The 17,467-nt window shown below is 67.7% G+C and carries 12 protein-coding genes; 7 read left to right on the forward strand and 5 right to left on the reverse strand.

Annotated features, from left to right (window positions below; all coding sequences use genetic code 11):
* The first annotated feature begins 138 nt into the window (after positions 1 to 138).
* The gene (locus tag ACW7G3_RS02660) at positions 139 to 1,431 is read left to right on the forward strand and encodes a replication-associated recombination protein A (protein ID WP_456981147.1); all 1,293 of its coding nucleotides are present in this window, start codon (positions 139 to 141) and stop codon (positions 1,429 to 1,431) included.
* Between the two features lie 343 nt (positions 1,432 to 1,774).
* Here the strand turns inward: ACW7G3_RS02660 and ACW7G3_RS02665 are convergent, their stop codons facing one another.
* Together ACW7G3_RS02665 and ACW7G3_RS02670 are read right to left on the reverse strand one after the other, a co-directional pair.
* On the reverse strand, positions 1,775 to 2,872 hold the full coding sequence (locus ACW7G3_RS02665; protein ID WP_456980923.1) for a copper resistance protein B: 1,098 nt from the start codon (positions 2,870 to 2,872) through the stop codon (positions 1,775 to 1,777).
* Between the two features lie 5 nt (positions 2,873 to 2,877).
* The gene (locus ACW7G3_RS02670; protein WP_456980924.1) at positions 2,878 to 4,662 is read right to left on the reverse strand and encodes a copper resistance system multicopper oxidase; all 1,785 of its coding nucleotides are present in this window, start codon (positions 4,660 to 4,662) and stop codon (positions 2,878 to 2,880) included.
* A gap of 260 nt (positions 4,663 to 4,922) precedes the next feature.
* Here ACW7G3_RS02670 and zwf point away from each other — a divergent pair, with 260 nt between their 5' ends.
* From zwf to tkt, 6 genes are read left to right on the forward strand one after another with little or no spacing between them, the layout of a single operon-like run.
* A complete protein-coding gene (gene zwf, locus ACW7G3_RS02675; RefSeq protein ID WP_456980925.1) occupies positions 4,923 to 6,311 on the forward strand; it encodes a glucose-6-phosphate dehydrogenase in 1,389 nt (462 codons plus the stop codon).
* Positions 6,305 to 7,051 (forward strand): HAD family hydrolase, encoded by a 747-nt coding sequence (locus ACW7G3_RS02680; protein WP_456980926.1) that lies wholly within the window; start codon positions 6,305 to 6,307, stop codon positions 7,049 to 7,051. Before zwf ends, ACW7G3_RS02680 begins: the two co-directional genes overlap by 7 nt.
* Positions 7,048 to 8,133 (forward strand): transaldolase, encoded by a 1,086-nt coding sequence (tal, locus tag ACW7G3_RS02685; protein ID WP_456980927.1) that lies wholly within the window; start codon positions 7,048 to 7,050, stop codon positions 8,131 to 8,133. The genes ACW7G3_RS02680 and tal overlap by 4 nt, the downstream gene beginning before the upstream one ends.
* Positions 8,134 to 8,144: 11 nt before the next feature.
* Complete coding sequence (gene pgi, locus ACW7G3_RS02690) at positions 8,145 to 9,815, forward strand: glucose-6-phosphate isomerase (RefSeq protein WP_456980928.1); 1,671 nt, start codon at positions 8,145 to 8,147, stop codon at positions 9,813 to 9,815.
* Positions 9,815 to 11,464: a phosphoglucomutase (alpha-D-glucose-1,6-bisphosphate-dependent) gene (gene pgm / locus ACW7G3_RS02695; protein ID WP_456980929.1), complete on the forward strand. Its 1,650-nt coding sequence runs from the start codon at positions 9,815 to 9,817 to the stop codon at positions 11,462 to 11,464. The genes pgi and pgm overlap by 1 nt, the downstream gene beginning before the upstream one ends.
* A 32-nt stretch (positions 11,465 to 11,496) precedes the next feature.
* Positions 11,497 to 13,569, forward strand: coding sequence for a transketolase (gene tkt, locus ACW7G3_RS02700; protein WP_456980930.1), 2,073 nt, complete (start codon positions 11,497 to 11,499; stop codon positions 13,567 to 13,569).
* A gap of 12 nt (positions 13,570 to 13,581) precedes the next feature.
* Here tkt and gnd read toward each other — a convergent pair whose 3' ends face one another.
* The 3 genes from gnd to ACW7G3_RS02715 are packed head-to-tail and all read right to left on the reverse strand — an operon-like array spanning position 13,582 to position 17,426.
* Positions 13,582 to 14,487: a phosphogluconate dehydrogenase (NAD(+)-dependent, decarboxylating) gene (gene gnd / locus ACW7G3_RS02705; protein ID WP_456980931.1), complete on the reverse strand. Its 906-nt coding sequence runs from the start codon at positions 14,485 to 14,487 to the stop codon at positions 13,582 to 13,584.
* A 33-nt stretch (positions 14,488 to 14,520) separates the two neighbouring features.
* Complete coding sequence (locus tag ACW7G3_RS02710) at positions 14,521 to 16,023, reverse strand: mercuric reductase (RefSeq protein ID WP_456980932.1); 1,503 nt, start codon at positions 16,021 to 16,023, stop codon at positions 14,521 to 14,523.
* Entirely contained in the window at positions 16,023 to 17,426 is a 1,404-nt protein-coding gene (locus tag ACW7G3_RS02715; RefSeq protein ID WP_456980933.1) for a glucoamylase family protein, read from the reverse strand. Before ACW7G3_RS02715 ends, ACW7G3_RS02710 begins: the two co-directional genes overlap by 1 nt.
* Positions 17,427 to 17,467: the final 41 nt, after the last annotated feature.

A 17,467-nucleotide genomic window follows, 5' to 3' on the forward strand; every position in this document is an offset into this window, starting at 1 on the left:
AAGGGTCGGTCATGCGGACCGGCCTGTTTTCCAACTTGGTATCTTGGGCGCACGTATTCTGTGAGGTGCCCTGTGCAGGAAGACCTGCTTTCCCCCGGTCCTGATCTCTCTGCAGGACTGCGTCCGCTGGCCGAGCGCATGCGGCCGCGGACCATTGATGAAATGGTCGGCCAGCGGCGGCTGCTGGCCCCGGATTCGGTGCTGCGCCGCTCGATCGAAGCCGGCCGGGTGCATTCGATGGTGCTGTGGGGGCCGCCCGGCTGCGGCAAGACCACCTTGGCGCTGTTGCTCGCGCACTACGCCGACGCCGAATTCCGCGCTGTTTCCGCAGTGCTGTCCGGATTGCCGGAGGTGCGCAAGGTGCTGGCGGAAGCCGGGCAGACCTTTGCCAGCGGCCGGCGCACGGTGCTGTTCGTGGACGAAGTGCACCGCTTCAACAAGGCACAGCAGGACGCCTTCCTGCCGCATATCGAGCAGGGCACGATCATCTTCGTTGGCGCAACGACCGAAAACCCTTCGTTTGAACTGAATTCCGCGCTGCTTTCCCGCTGCCGGGTGCATGTGATGGAGGCGGTGTCGCCGGACGATATCCGCCAGGCACTCGAGCGGGCCCTGGCCGACGGTGAGCGCGGCCTGGGGGGCAGGGAAGTGCGCATCGAGCCCGCGCAGCTGCAGCTGCTGGCCGTTGCCGCCGATGGCGACGTGCGCAGGGCCCTGACCCTGCTGGAGATTGCCGCGGAAGTGGCGGGGGGCGAGGGCGGAACCATCACCGATGCCGTATTGGAACAGGTGCTGGCCGACCGCACCCGCCGCTTTGACAAGGGCGGTGAGCAGTTCTACGACCAGATGTCCGCCCTGCACAAATGCGTGCGCAGCTCAAACCCCGATGCCGCGCTGTACTGGCTGGCGCGCATGCTCGACGGCGGTGCGGATCCGGGCTATCTGGCTCGCCGGCTGACCCGCATGGCGGTGGAAGACATCGGCCTGGCCGATCCGCGTGCGCTGCAGATGTCCATCGACGCCTGGGACGCCTTCGATCGGCTCGGGAGCCCGGAGGGCGAGCTGGCCCTTGCCCAGGTGACGATCTACCTGGCCAGCACCGCCAAATCCAACGCCGCCTACAAGGCCTGGGGCACCGCGCGTACCGACGTGCGCAAATACGGCACCCAGGAAGTGCCCATGCATATCCGCAATGCGCCCACCGGGCTGATGAAGGAGCTGGGCTACGGTCGTGGTTATCAGTACGACCACGATGCGGAAGGGGGTGTTTCGCTGGAGCAGACCGGCTTTCCGGATGCCATGGGGGAGCGTGTGTACTACGAGCCTGTGGAGCGGGGGCTGGAGATCAAGCTGGGTGAGAAGCTGGACCGGCTGCGGGCCAAGAGGGCGCAGGCCCGCGCCCGCGGGGTCAGGAACAACATCAAGAAGTAGTTGCAATACTTTGATATTGAATTGTTTGTTTAGGGTCAGTGGCAGGTATATGCTGGCTGGGCAGGGGGCGGCATGGCAGTGGGAGGGCACACCATGAGTAGTCAGGCATCTCCATTACAGTCCGGTCACAGTCGACTGTGCGCGCTTTACGCCCGCGAGGCCCGCGATATATATCCGGGCCGTCCATGGAAGGAGATCGAGCCGCACGTTCGCCGCGCGTGGGAGCGGGCGCCTTACCGTGTGGAATGGCGCGAGGCAGCGCCCATCGTGAAATTGTTCTGGTCACAGCGCTGAAGGCGCGCTGTTCATACCGGAGTCGAAGACCGGAGCGCCTGCACGCGCATCAGAACCAGATTCGCACGCCAGCCACGATGCGGGTGTCGTCGACGCCTGCGGAGCGTGCGCGACGCTGGTCCGCGGTTCCGCCGTAGGCGCGTTCCCAGGCCACCCCGAGGTAGGGAGCGAACTGCCGGTGGAACTCGTAACGCAGGCGGAAGCCGGCTTCGAGCGTGCTCAGCCCGCTGCCGATTCCAACCTCCGGATCGTCCTTGCTCCAGGCCTCGCCCCCAACCAGCCACTGGCCGATCAGCCGGTTGGTGAACAGCATTTCGTACTCGGCTTCCGCGGCGAGCCCGACCTGGCCCGACTCGCCAAGGTAGGCCGTGGCTTCGACTTCGAACTTGTACGGGGCAAGACCGATGAGGCCGAGCGCGGCATACGTGCGCGAGGGGCTTCCGCCAAAGCCGAGGTCATGGCGTACACCGGCAACTGCGTCCCACCATGGTGCGATCGCACGACCGTACAGGACTTCCACATCCGCCGACTCGGTGGTTCCCCCCGCACGCTCGCCCCCGCTGCGGAGCCAGAACTTGTTCAAATCGGATCCGATCCAGCCCTTCGCTTCCCAGGCCATGCCGGTGCCGTGCTCATCCGCGTCCCACGCCTCGAGCCGATCGAGCGCCCAGTAGGAGTTGATCGATTCGCCGTGCATCACGTGCGCGTCGAGATCCTGGAACGCCGCGGCCCGATCTGCCGGCGTGACAACCGGGATGGGCTCGTGCGGCTCGGCCGTGGGGGGGAGATCCTGGTCGGCACCAGGCTGATGACCCATGGCCGCGTGGTCCATGTCCGGGTGATCCATCCCGGAGTGATCCATTGTGGAGTGGTCGCTGCGGGGAGCATCCGCAGCCCCATGTTTGATGGCGCCGTGATCCATGTGTCCGTGGTCCATGGTCCCGTGATCATGGGAACTCTTGTCTGACGGGTTCGGCTCATGATCGGCGTGCGGGTCGACGGGCTTGGCCGGTGGCTGGGTTGCAGCTGCTTCCGGATGGTGCGAGGCGTGGTCCGTCTCCTGCGCCCAAGCCGGCGCGAACCCAGCGGCAAGAGACAGTGCGCAGGCCAGGCTGATGGCCAGGGAATGGCGGCTGGAACGGATCATCGCGCTCATTCCTCCACTCGCACTTCGCGGAACATGCCGGCTTCCATGTGATAGAGCAGATGGCAGTGGTAGGCCCAGCGGCCAAGGGCATCGGCGCGCACCCGGTAGCTGCGCCTGGTGCCCGGCGGGATATCGACGGTGTGCTTGCGCACCATGAAGTTGCCGGATTCGTCCTCCAGGTCGCTCCACATGCCGTGGAGGTGGATCGGGTGCGACATCATCGTGTCGTTGACCAGCACGATCCGCAGGCGCTCGCCGTAGTTCAGGCGCAGGGGCTCCGCGTCAGCGAACTTCAGTCCGTCAAAGGACCAGGCGAAGCGCTCCATGTGGCCGGTCAGGTGCAACTCCACCGTGCGCCCGGGTTCGCGCCCGTCGGGATCGCGGAACGTGCTCCGCAGATCGGCATAGGTGAGCACGCGGCGGCCGTTATCGCGCAGGCCAATGCCTGGATCGTCCAGCCGGGGTGATGGCGTCATCGTCTGCATGTCGACCAGGGGATTGCCGGTTTCGGTCGCGGGGTGTTCCTGCATCCCGCCGGCGCCGTGGTCCATCCCGGCCATCGCACTGCCGGTCATGGCGCCGTGCGACATCGAGGACATGTCATGACCGCCGCCACCCATGCCGCCGTGGCCCATGTCGTCCATGGTGAGGAGTGGCTTGGTATCGACATCGGGCACCGGCGCCCGCAAGCCCTCCCTGACGGCAAGCGTTCCCCTGATATAACCGGTGCGGCCCGTGTCCTGGGCGAAAATGGTGAACGCGTCCTGCCCGGTCGGCTCGACGATCACGTCGAAGGTTTCGGCGGTGGCGATGCGGAATTCATCGACCGCGACCGGGTGCACATACTGGCCGTCGGCCGCGACCACGGTCATCTTCAGGCCCGGGATGCGCACATCGAAGTAGGTCATCGCGGACCCGTTGATGAAGCGGAGGCGGACCTTCTCGCCCGACCGGAACAGCCCGGTCCAGTTGCCGAGTGACGTCGTGCCGTTCATGAGGAAGGTATAGGTATTGCCGTTGACGTCCGACAGGTCGGTAGGCGTCATCCGCATCTGGCCCCACATCTTGCGGTCCTCGACCGTTGCGGCCAGGCCATGCTGCTTCACGTCGTCGAAGAAGTCGCCAACCGTCTGCTTGGCGTAGTTGTCGAAATCCGACCGCTTCTTGAGCCGGTCAAAGAGGCGCTTGGGATCCAGGTCGGTCCAGTCGCTGAGCATGACCACGTAGTCGCGGTCATAGGCGAAGGGTTCGGGTTCCAGCGGTTCGATCACCAGCGGGCCGTAGAGGCCGGCCTGCTCCTGGAAACCGGAGTGGCTGTGGTACCAGTAGGTGCCGCCCTGCACGACATTGAAACGGTACTGCCAAGTGTCGCCGCGGTCGATGCCGTTGAAGCTCAGCCCGGGCACGCCGTCCATGTCCGCCGGCAGCAGGATGCCGTGCCAGTGGATCGACGCCTGGTCTCCATGGATGAAGCCGCGGGGCAGGGCATTGCGGACCCGCAGGTTGACGGTGGTGCCCTCGCGCCAGCGCAGCAGCGGCGCCGGAATGGATCCGTTGACCGTGATCGCGGGGCGCGTGGCGCCGGTGAAGTTCATTGGCGTTTCGCCGATGGTCAGGTCGAAGTCGGTGCCCGAGAGCACGTTGGGTACGCCTTCGGCCTTGACGGCCCAGCTTGAACGCGGCCAGAGCCCGAGGGCCGAGATGGCACCTCCGGCAGCAAGGCCCTGGACGAAGCGGCGCCGCGACGGGGCAGACACCCGTCCGGAACGGTCGAAAGAGCTGGATGACATGGGAACTCCGGAAAGGTTGATGACCACCAGCGGTGGGGGAATCTCAGCTGCAGTGATCCATGGTGCGCTCGCTGATCCTGATGTGCGCACCAATCCGGAACCTGTCGGCCTGGTATCGCCCGGACGGTCCGAAGCATAAAGGTGAACGGGGGGCTGGTGAACATTTGGAACACACGCGCCTTACGCCACCGATGGCATGGTGTTGATTGGCAAGGGCCGTACGTCAACACGCAGTATGGATACGAGGATCAGGAGTTCGCGTGACTTCCGCTTCCGATGCATTCGTTCTTTTTGGCGCCACCGGCGACCTTGCCTACAGGAAGATCTTTCCGGCATTGCAGGCACTGGTCGCGCGCGGCCGCTTTGACATGCCGGTGATCGGCGTGGCCCGCGCCGGCTGGACGGTCGACCAGCTGCGCGAACGCGCCCGCGACAGCCTGGAGCACAACGGCGGTGTGGATGAAGCCGCCTTCGCCCGGCTTTCCGCGCAGCTGCGCTACATCGACGGCGACTACGCCGACGCCGGCACCTTCGAGCGCCTGCGCAGGGAACTCGGGGCCGCGCAGCGGCCGCTGCACTACCTGGCCATCCCGCCGAGCCTGTTCGGGGCCGTGGTCCGCGCGCTGGGCGCCAGCGGCTGCGCACGGGGGGCGCGGGTGGTAGTCGAGAAGCCCTTCGGCCGCGACCTGGCCTCGTCCCGGGTGCTCAACGCCACCCTGCACGAGGTGTTCCCGGAATCCTCACTCTTCCGCATCGACCACTACCTGGGCAAGGAAGCGGTGCAGAACCTGCTGTACTTCCGCTTCGCCAACGCCTTTCTCGAACCGCTGTGGAACCGGGACTACGTCGACAACGTGCAGATCACCATGGCCGAGGCTTTTGGCGTGCAGGGCCGCGGCAGCTTCTACGACGGTGTCGGCGCGATCCGCGACGTGGTCCAGAACCACCTCCTGCAGGTGGTCGCGCTGCTGGCGATGGACGCGCCGATCGGTGGTGATCCCGAGTCGATCCGGGCGGAGAAGCTGCGCCTGTTCCGCGCCATGCGCCCGCTGGAGCCCGGCGAGCTGGTGCGCGGCCAGTTCCGCGGCTATCGCGACGAGCCGGGGGTGGCGAAGGATTCGGACGTGGAGACCTTCGCCGCGCTGCGTCTGTACATCGACACCTGGCGCTGGGCGGGGGTGCCGTTCTACATCCGCGCAGGCAAGTGCCTGCCGATCACCTCGACCCAGGTGATGGTGGACCTCAAGTGCCCGCCGCTGTCGATCTTCGACGAGAGCCAGCCGGCGCATTCGAACTACTTCCGCCTGCGCCTGAGCCCGGAAGTGGTGATTTCGACCGGTGTGCGGGTCAAGCGCGCCGGGGACCAGATGCGCGGCGAGGCCGTCGAGCTGACCGCCCGTCACCAGCACGTCGACGAAAAGTCGCCGTACGAACGCCTGCTCGGCGATGCGATCCGCGGCGATGCCGGCCTGTTCACCAGCGACGCGGCGGTGGAGGCGGCATGGCGGGTCGTTGACCCGGTGCTGCGCGACCACGCGCCGGTCGAAATCTACGACCCCGGTACCTGGGGGCCGGCGTCGGCGGCGGCCATCGTCGAGGGCGAGGAAGGCTGGCACGACCCGAAGCCCGAAACGAGCACGCCGTGCTAGACCGCGACCCCGCCACCGACGTGGTCTTCCTGCTGGATGTCGACAACACCCTGCTGGACAACGATCGCTTCAAGACCGACCTGGACGCGCGCGTGCGGCGCGACTTCGGTACCGACGCCGGCGACCGCTACTGGGAACTGTACGAACGCGAACGCGGCCGGCTGGGCTACGCCGACTACCTCGCCGCGCTGCAGGCCTTCCGCGAAGGCCGCGAAGACGATCCCGACCTGCTGCGCATGTCCGGCTACATGCTCGACTACCCGTTCGCCGAGCGCGTCTACCCCGGCGCGTTCGAAGCGGTGGAGCGGCTGCATGACCTTGGCACGCCGGTGGTGCTGTCCGACGGCGACGTGGTGTTCCAGCCGCGCAAGGTGCAGCATTCCGGCCTGTGGGAAGCGATGCGGGGCAGGGTGCTGATCTACCTGCACAAGCAGCACATGCTCGACGCGGTGCAGCGGCGCTACCCGGCGCGGCACTACGTGATGGTCGACGACAAGCCGAAGCTGCTGGCGGCCATGAAGCGCGTGATGGGCGAACGCCTGACCACCGTCTTCGTCCGCCAAGGGCATTACGCGTCCGAGGCCGATGGCCAGTCCATCGAGCCGCCGCCCGACCTGGCCATCGACGACATCGGCGAACTGGCCGCCTTCGACCTGCAACAATTCGGCCCGCGCGCCTGCGGCCACGCCGCATCGGCAGCGGGCCCCGAATCCGTATCGACACGACAGGAGTCGTCATGAACCACCTGCAATCCCTGCGCGAGCTCGGCCAGAGCCTGTGGCTGGACAACATTACCCGCGAGATCCTCGACGACGGCACGCTGCAGCGTTACATCGACGAGTACGCGATCACCGGCCTGACTTCGAATCCAACGATCTTCGACCAGGCGATCGGCGACAGCGACGCCTACGATGCCGGCATCGGCGAGAAATTCGCCGCCGGCAAGCGCGACGCGGAGCTGTTCGTCGAGCTGGCGCTGGAGGATCTGCGCCGGGCGGCAGACCTGTTCCGCCCCGTGTTCGACGCCACCGGCGGCGTCGACGGCTGGGTGTCGATGGAACTCTCGCCGCTGCTGGCCGCAGACACCACCGGCAGCATCGAGGCCGCCAGGCGCATCCACGCGCAGGCCGGGCGCGACAACCTGTACGTAAAGATCCCGGGCACGCCGGAAGGCGTGCCGGCGATCGAGGAATCGATCTTCGCCGGCGTGCCGATCAACGTGACCCTGCTGTTCTCCATGCAGCAGTACGTCGCGTCCGCGGACGCGTACATGCGCGGCATCGAGCGGCGCATCGAGGCCGGCCTGGACCCGGTGGTGGGCTCGGTCGCTTCGCTGTTCATCAGCCGCTGGGACAAGGCCAGCGCGGAGCAACTGCCGGACGAACTGCACAACCGCCTGGGCATCGCGGTGGGCCAGCAGACCTATCGCGCCTATCGCGATCTGCTGGCTTCGGATCGCTGGAAAAAGCTCGCCGCGGCAGGCGCGCGGCCCCAGCGCCTGCTGTGGGCGAGCACCGGCACCAAGGACCCGAAGGCGTCCGACACGCTCTACGTCGAAGCGCTGGCCGCACCAGACACGATCAATACGGTGCCCGAGAAGACGCTGCGCGCCTTCGCCGAGCACGGCAAGGTGCGCGGCGCGCTGGCCGACGATGGCGGCGACTTCGCCAGCACGCTGGAGAAGATCGCCGCGGCCGGAGTCGACATCGACGCGCTGGCCGCGCAGCTGCAGCGCGACGGCGCCGACGCCTTCGTCACGTCCTGGAACCAGCTGCTGCAGCGCATCGCCGACAAGGCGCGGTCGCTGGCCGGCGTCCGCTGAGTAAGATGTCCATGGACACGCCTGCCACGGATCGCCCGGTTTCCCTGACGCAGCGTCCGCAGTGGACGGCGTTGGCCGAGCACGCGAAAGCCTTTGTCGGCACGCACCTGCGCGAACTGTTCGCCGCCGACCCCGCGCGCGGGCAGCGGCTCAGTGCCGAAGGCGCCGGCCTGTACCTGGACTACTCCAAGCAGCGCGTCGATGAAGACACCCTGCGCCTGCTGCTGGAACTGGCCGAAGCCTGCGGAGTGCAGGCACGCACCGCGGCGATGTTTGCCGCCGAGCGCATCAATCGCACCGAGGACCGCTCGGTGCTGCACGTGGCGCTGCGCATGCCCAAGAACGAGCGCGTGGAGGTCGACGGCCTCGACGTGATCGCGCAGGTGCACGAAGTGCTCGACCGCATGGCGGCCTTCGCCGACCGCGTGCGCGACGGGCAATGGACCGGCCACTCCGGCCAGCGCATCCGCAACGTGGTCAGCATCGGCATCGGCGGCTCGGACCTCGGGCCGGTCATGGCCTACGAGGCGCTGCGCGATTTCAGCACGCGCGAGATGCGCTTCGCGTTCGTCTCCAACGTCGACGGCACCGACTTCACCGAGGCCGTGCGTGGTCTTGACCCGGCAGAGACGTTGTTCATCGTCTGCTCCAAGACCTTCACCACGCTCGAGACGCTGACCAATGCGCACGCCGCGCGCCGCTGGTGCCTGGACGGACTGGGCGGCGACGCGCATGCCGACAGGAGCGGGGCCGTCGCGAAGCACTTCGTGGCCGTGTCCACCAACGCCGACGGCGTGCGCGACTTCGGCATCGACACCGACAACATGTTCGGCTTCTGGGACTGGGTCGGCGGCCGTTACTCGATGGATTCGGCAATCGGCCTGTCGACCATGATCGCGATCGGCCCGAACCACTTCCGCGACATGCTCGCGGGCTTCCACGCCATGGACGTGCATTTCCGCGACACGCCGCTTGAACGCAACCTGCCGGTGCTGATGGCGCTGGTAGCGATCTGGAACACCAACTTCCTCGGCGCGGAAACCGTAGCCGTGCTGCCGTACGCGCAGTACCTCAAGCGCTTTCCGGCCTACCTGCAGCAGCTGACGATGGAGAGCAACGGCAAGTCGGTGACCCTCGGCGGGCGCCGCGTCGACTACCAGACCGGCCCCGTGTACTGGGGCGAGCCGGGCACCAACGGCCAGCATTCGTTCTACCAGCTGATCCACCAGGGCACGCGGCTGGTGCCGTGCGATTTTATCGGCTTCTGCGAACCACTCAGTCCGCTGCGCGACCAGCACGACCTGCTGATGGCCAACCTGTTCGCGCAGGGCGAGGCGCTGGCGTTCGGCAAGCCCGCCGACGCGGTGCGCGCGGAGGGCGTGGCCGAGACGCTGGTGCCGCACAAGACCTTCGAGGGCAACCGGCCGAGCTCGACGATCCTGGTGCAGAAGCTCACGCCGCATGCGCTGGGCGCGCTGGTTGCGCTGTACGAGCACAGCGTGTTCGTGCAGGGCGTGGTCTGGGACATCGACTCGTTCGACCAGTGGGGCGTGGAACTGGGCAAGGCGCTGGCGAAGCAGGCCGCCAGCGAGCTTGCCGCCGCTTCTCTTCCAGAACTCCGCCACGACAGTTCCACCAACGCGTTGATCCGGCGCTACCGCGAACAGCGGGGCGTGCGCTGATGGGGACGAACGTCAGCCCGATGGCCGGCAAGCCGGCGCAGCCCGCGCAGCTCGTCGACATCGACAAGCTGCTTGCCGCCTATTTCGACGTGAAGCCGGATCCGTCGGTCGCCGCGCAGCGCGTGGCGTTTGGTACCTCCGGCCACCGCGGCAGTTCGCTGGACGGCAGTTTCAACGAGCACCATGTGCTCGCCATCACCCAGGCGATCTGCGAATACCGCAAGACGCAGGGCGTCGACGGGCCGCTGTTCCTCGGCATCGACACCCACGCGTTGTCCGCACCCGCGCGCGACAGCGCGCTGCAGGTGCTGGCCGCCAACGGCGTGGAGGTGCGGATCGCGCAGGGCGACGAGTACACGCCCACGCCCGCCGTGTCTCACGCCATCCTCGTCCACAACCGCGACCGTGACTCGGGCCTGGCCGACGGCATCGTCGTCACGCCCTCGCACAACCCGCCTGGCGATGGCGGCTTCAAGTACAACCCGGCCAACGGCGGGCCGGCCGACACCGAGATTACCCGCCAGGTGCAGGACCGCGCCAACGCGCTGCTCGAAGCCGGCCTCAAGGGCGTGGCGCGGCTTCCGCTGGCGCAGGCGCGCAACGCGGCGACCACGCGCGAACACGATTTCCTCGATCACTACGTCGCCGACCTCGGCAACGTGCTCGACTTCGACCTGATCCGCGGCTCCGGCGTGCGCATGGGCGTCGATCCGCTGGGCGGTGCCGGCGTGCACTACTGGGCGCGCATCGCCGAGCGCTATCGGCTGGATCTCGATGTCATCAGCGAGCAGGTCGACCCCACGTTCGCCTTCATGACCCTCGACTGGGACGGCAGGATCCGCATGGATCCGTCCTCGTCGTACGCGATGCAGCGGCTGATCGGGATGAAGGACCGCTATGACGTCGCCTTCGCCTGCGATACCGACCATGATCGCCACGGCGTGGTGACGAAGGCGGGCCTGCTGCCGTCGAACCACTACATGGCCGCGATGGTCGACGACCTGTTCCACCACCGCCCGCAGTGGGACGCGAACGCCGCCGTGGGCAAGACCGTGGTCAGCAGCAGCATGATCGACCGCGTCGCCAAGCGACTCGGGCGCAGGCTGTACGAAACGCCGGTGGGCTTCAAATGGTTCGCCGACGGTCTGTTCGACGGTTCGCTGGGCCTGGGCGGCGAGGAAAGTGCGGGCGCAAGCTTCCTGCGCCGCGACGGCACGGTCTGGACCACCGACAAGGACGGCATCGCACCGGCGCTGTTCGCCGCCGAACTCACCGCGCGCCACGGGCACGACCCGGCCGAACACTACCGCGGGCTGTGCGAGGCTTTCGGCGAGGTCTTCTTTGACCGCGTTGAGGCGCCGGCCAGCGCACAGCAGAAGGAGCTGCTGGGCAAGCTCTCGCCCGCGCAGCTGAAGGCCGACAAGCTCGCGGGCGCCGACATCCGCCAGGTACTGGACAAAGCGCCGGGCAACGACGCCCCGATCGGCGGCATCAAGGTCGTCGCCGACAGCGGCTGGTTTGCCGCACGGCCGTCGGGCACCGAGGACATCTACAAGATCTACGGCGAGAGCTTCGAGAGCCCCGACCACCTGCAGGCGATCCTCGCCGAGGCGCAGGGCATCGTCGACGCCGCGCTCGCCGACACCTGAAGACACCCACATCCAGACAACGGAGCAGGATCATGGCCCCCCAACAAGCATCCGCCTCCCTCGACCAGCGCTGCATCGACACGCTGCGCTTCCTTTCCGTCGACATGGTTCAGAAGGCCGACAGCGGCCACCCCGGCCTGCCGCTCGGCGCCGCGCCGATGGCCTACGTGCTGTGGCAGCGATTCCTGAAGCACAACCCGGCCAATCCGCTGTGGACGGACCGGGATCGATTCGTGCTCTCCGCCGGCCACGGCTCGGGGCTGCTGTACAGCCTGCTGCACGTCACCGGCTACGACCTGTCGCTCGACGAGATCAAGCAGTTCCGGCAGTGGGGCAGCAAGGCCCCAGGACACCCCGAACGCGGCCACACGCCGGGCGTGGAAGTCACCACCGGGCCGCTGGGGCAGGGCTTCGCCAACGCCGTAGGCATGGCGATGGCCGAGGCGCAGCTGGCGGCGCGCTACAACCGCGCGGGCCACGTCGTCGTCGACCACCGCACCTGGGTCATCGCCAGCGACGGCGACCTGATGGAAGGCGTCACCTCCGAGGCCGCATCGCTTGCCGGGCACCTGAAGCTGGGCAAGCTCAACGTGCTCTACGACGACAACAGCGTGACCCTGGCCGCCGGTACCGACATCACCTTCACCGAAGATCGCGCCGCGCGCTTTGCCGCCTACGACTGGCACGTGGAAACCGTGGACGACGGCAACGACGTGGCCGCGATCGAGCGGGCCCTGCAGCGGGCGCACGACGAGATCACACGGCCGTCGCTGGTGCTGGTGCGCACCCACATCGGCTATGGCTCACCGGAGCAGGACAGCTACAAGGCGCACGGCTCGCCGCTGGGCGAGGAGGGCGTGGTGGCGACCAAGCGCAAGCTCGGCTGGCCCGGGCAGCCGGCGTTCCTGCTGCCCGACGACGCGATGGCGCACTTCCGCTCCGCGCTCGACCGCGGCAAGCGCGGGCAGGACGCGTGGCAGCAGCGTTTCGATGCCTACGCCGATGCCTATGCCGATGAAGCGCGCGAGCTCCGCACCAGCCTCGAAGCGAAGTTGCCCGAGGGCTGGGACGCGGACATTCCGGTGTTCCCGGCGGATGCGAAGGGCATGACCACGCGCGAGGCCGGCGGCAAGGTGCTGTCGGCGATCGCGCCGAAACTGCCCGCGCTGACCGGCGGCTCGGCGGACCTTGACCCTTCGACCTACACCGCGGTGAAAGGCCTGGGCGACTTCGATCCCCGCGCCACGCCGGGCGAGGACGAACAGGGCTCGACCGGCGGCGGCTGGAGCCATGCCGGCCGCAACCTGCATTTCGGCGTGCGCGAGCACGCGATGGGCGCGATCTGCAACGGCATGGCCGCGCACGGCGGCATCATTCCCTACGGCGCGACCTTCCTGATCTTTTCCGACTACATGCGTCCGCCGATGCGCCTGGCCGCGCTGATGCGCCTGCACGTGGTGCACGTGTTCACCCACGACAGCATCGCGCTGGGCGAAGACGGGCCGACGCACCAGCCGGTGGAGCAACTTGCAGGCCTGCGTTCGGTGCCGGGGCTGCTGGTGATCCGGCCCGCGGATGCAAACGAAACGGCCGTCGCCTGGCGCGTGGCCATCGAAGCACGCGACCGGCCGGTCGCGCTGGCGCTGTCGCGGCAAAAGGTGTCCACGCTCGACCGGGACAAGTACGCATCGGCCGATGGCCTGCGCAAGGGCGCCTATGTACTGCTCGATGCGGAAGGTGGGAAGCCCGACGTCATCGTGATTGGCACCGGCGCGGAAACCGGCCTCGCGCTGGCGGCCGTGGAGAAACTGCAGGACGAAGGTATCGCCGCGCGTGCGGTCTCAATGCCGTGCTGGGAGCTGTTCGACGAACAGCCGCAGGAATTCCGTGAATCCGTGCTGCCGTCGTCCGTGCCTGCGCGACTGGCGGTGGAAGCGGGGTCGCCGCAGGGCTGGCACCGCTACGTCGGCGACCACGGCGACGTGCTCGGCGTCGACCGCTTCGGCGCTTCGGCGCCAGGAAGCGAGATGCTGGAACGCTACGGTTTCACCGTCGAAAACGTCTGCGCACGCGCCCGTGCGCTGCTCGGAACGGAGGCAAGCTGATGGCGGGCGCGCCTATTCCTTCTTCATCGCATGCCCACCGAACTCGTTGCGCATCGCCGACAGCAGCCGGTCGGCGAACGATTCGCCGTCGCGCGAGCGTAGGCGGGCGATCAGGGACTGGGTGATTACCGGCGCCGGCACATTGAGGTCGATCGCCTCGGCTACGGTCCAGCGGCCTTCGCCCGAGTCAGGCACGAACGGCGCGATGCCGTCCATCGTCGGATTCTTGCCCAGCGCGTTGGCGGTCAGGTCCAGCAGCCAGGAGCGTACGACGCTGCCAGTGCGCCAGATCTCGGCCACCTGGTGCAGGTCGAGGTCGAATTCCTGCTTGTGCCCGAGGATCGAGAAGCCTTCCGCATAGGCCTGCATCAGTCCGTACTCGATGCCGTTGTGGACCATCTTGGTGAAGTGCCCCGACCCGGACGGCCCGACGTGGCCCCAGCCCTGGTCCTTGCCCGGCGCCAACGTCTCGAATACCGGGCGCAGGCGCTCGACCGCATCGGCTTCGCCGCCGACCATCATGCTGTAGCCCTCGGCCAGGCCCCACACGCCGCCGCTGGTGCCGCAATCGACGTAGTGCAGGCCTTTACCGGCGAGGGCCCTGGCGCGATCCACGGTGTCCTTGTAGTTGGAATTGCCGCCGTCGACGATGGTGTCCCCAGCCGCCAGCAGCTTGGCGAGCGCATCGACCGTGCCGCCGGTGATGGCCCCCGCCGGCACCATCATCCAGACTACGCGTGGCGACGACAACTTGCCGACGAGCGCCTCCAGCGAGGCGGCCGACTCCGCGCCAAAGCCTTCGGCCAGTAAACGCGCCTCGGGTTTCGGGTCGAAACCGACCACGCGATGGCCGCCGCGCACCAGGCGCTGCGCCATGTTCGCGCCCATCTTGCCCAAGCCGATCATGCCAAGTTCCATGTCTTCCTCCTCGTTGTGAAACCGCGTTGTTCGTCACGCCCTTGGCGACACAGGATGTTCGAGACACCAGGCCCGCGCCGCCGTGCCGATCGCGGACGACTCGGTAGGGTAAGGGTGGATGACCCGCGCCAGCCCGCGCACGCCGGTGCCGTTGACCATCGCCTGGGTAACCTGCCCGATCAGTTCGCCGGCGCGGCGGGACACGATTGTCGCTCCCAGGATGCGGTCGGAGCCGTCGGCGACGTGCAGCTTGATGAAGCCGATCTCGTCGCCGTCGAGTACCGCCCGGTCCACTGCGTGCAGCGGGATCGTGCTGCTGGAGATGGGGATTCCGCGCAGCATTGCCTCGCGTACGTACAGGCCCACGTGTGCGATCTCCGGATCGGTGTACGTACACCACGGAATCACCAGATCGCCCAGGCGCTGCCGTTCACCGCGCAGGGCATTGGCCACCGCCATGCGCCCGGTGGCCACGGCGACATGGGTGAAACGGTGGGCCATGCAGACATCACCGGCCGCGTAAATCGCGGGGTTTGCCGTGCACAGGTGATCGTCCACCCGGATGCCCTCGACCGCATCATGTCCAACACCCGCCGCCTCCAGGCCCATGTCGTGGATGCGCGGCAGCCGCCCGGTGCCGACCAGCACGGCATCGGCAACCACGCTTGTCACGTAGTCGTCGGTGCGCAGGTCGGCGTGGATCCCGTCGCCGACGCGACGCACGGCGGTCACCTCGGTATTCAGGCGCACCTCGATCCCGTCGCGAGCGAACGCCACCGACAGGATCTGCGCCGCATCGCGCTCTTCGTGGGGCAGGAACAGCGGCATGTTCTGGACGATGATCACGCGGCTGCCGAAGCGGCGAAACACCTGCGCCAGTTCGCAGCCCAAGGGGCCGCCGCCGATGACCAGCAGTCGCCGGGGCAGGGCGGCGATGCCGAAGATCGTTTCGTTGGTCAGGTAGCCCACGTCGCGCAGGCCGGGGATGTCGGGCACGTCGGGCTCGGCACCGGTCGCGATCAACGCCTTGTCGAACCGCAGCTGCACGCCGTCCAGCTCCAACCGGTCCGGGGCCTTGAACATGGCATGGCCGAAGAACAGGTCGATGCCGGCATCGCGCAGCATCCGCGGCGAGCTGGCGCGGCTCATGCGCGCGCGCAGCCGCAGCACGCGCTCCATCGCGGCGTGGAAGTCCACCTCGACCCGTGGCGGTACGATGGCGCCGTATTTCCGGGCATCGCGCATTTCCGCGTACACACGAGCGGTGCGCACCAGGGCCTTGGAGGGCTGGCAGCCGAAGCTGAGCCGGTCACCGCCGAGCAGGTCGCGCTCCACCAGCGCAACGCGCGCGCCGGTGGCGGCAGCATCCTGCGCGGCCGCCAGGCCGGCGGCGCCCGCGCCGACGACGACCAGCCCGTAGCGTTCGGCCGGTTCGGGATTGCGCCATCGGGCCGGGCGCAGATTGTCGCGCAGTTCGTCACGGACGAACGGGTCGACCACGGTGCCGATGCCGATGCCGGAGTCGCGGTGGTGCATCAGCCTCGCTCCCCGTCGCACGCGGCGACATCGAGCCAGCCGCCTTCGAAGCCCGCGCGGCGCAGCCCGTCGACCACGTACCGGCAGCGGCGCATCAGCGCCCAGGGCAGGCCGGTCCGATGGTTTTCCAGCATCAACACGATGATGCCCTGGTCGAGCCCGAACAGGCCGGGCGATACCCACGCCTTTCCGGCCTTGTCGCGCAGGTCGGCGTTGAAGCCGCTGGTGAAGCCGTGTTCGTGGACGATCTCCGGATGGCGTCGGCACATCGTGCCGATGGCCTCGAGCGCAAGTTCCGGTTCGAACGGCACGCTCGCCAGCACCGCCGGCGGCGACAGGGTGCCGTCGTCCGGCCCGTAGGGCACGCCGCGCGCGGCATAGCCGAACAGGTGTCGCGGCTCCGCCTCCACTCCCTGTACTTCGTCGGTCGGCCCCTCGCAGGCGCTCAGGCCCCAGCAATCCTGCCCGTAGCCCCGGTGGCCGCGCGGGTTGATGCAGGCGTAGGCGCGCTGCACATGGATGGCGCGACGGCTGTTCTCGAAATAGTCGCAGGCCTTCTGGCGCATGAAGCTGTCGCGGATGCCGCGGAAGTCGATCCACGCGTGCGAGAACTGGTGGATGAACAGCGGGCCGGCGTACAGGAAGCCGTGGCCGTAGAGATTCTCCCACTGATAGGTGCTGGTCCAGGCCCGGTAGCAGTCCTCGCCGATCGGGTGGGTGGGCGAACCCAGGGCAAGCACGTACAGCACGATCGCCTCGCTGTAGCCTTCCCAGCCGTAGTGAAGGAAGCCGCACTCGGGCTTCCAGCCCTGCATGATCGTTTCGCCGCCGTTTTGCGCCCAGCGCCAATCGATGCGGCGGTACAGTTCATCGGCAATGGCGCGCAGCTCCGTCTCGTCGGGCGTGTCGGCATCGAAGTAACGGCTGGCCATGAGCGCCCCGATGATCAGCAGTGCAGTGTCGATCATCGACAGCTCGCAGCGCCAGACGCGGGTGCCGGTGTCGCAGTCGAGGAAGTGGAAGTAGAAGCCCTTGTGTCCCGTGGAACCGGGACTGCCGTCCTGGTTGCTGTCGCGGAAGAAGCGCAGCGCGTCGGCGCAATGTTCGACCGCTTCGGCCCGCCCGATCCAGCCGCGTTCGACCGCGACCGGGTAGGTCGACAGCGCGAACCCGACGACCGCGATGCTGACCGGCGACCATTCGCGCGAGGTGTCGGCGTACAGACCGTTGACCGGATTGCGGTGCCGCAGGAAGTAGCCGAAGGCGGTGCGCTGGTAGCGGTCCAGCAAGGGTTCGCCGGCTTTGGATGGGGGCGGCGTCGGGCCGCGCACGCGGTCGCCGGCCGTGGCCGCGGTGTCGTCCACAGCGGCCTCGGCGATGCTGTTTTGTATCGTCTTTGGCACGTTGGCTGCAGTCTAGGGTTCGCAGTGTTAGCAGGTCATGA

This window comes from Luteimonas sp. A478 (assembly GCF_054052025.1).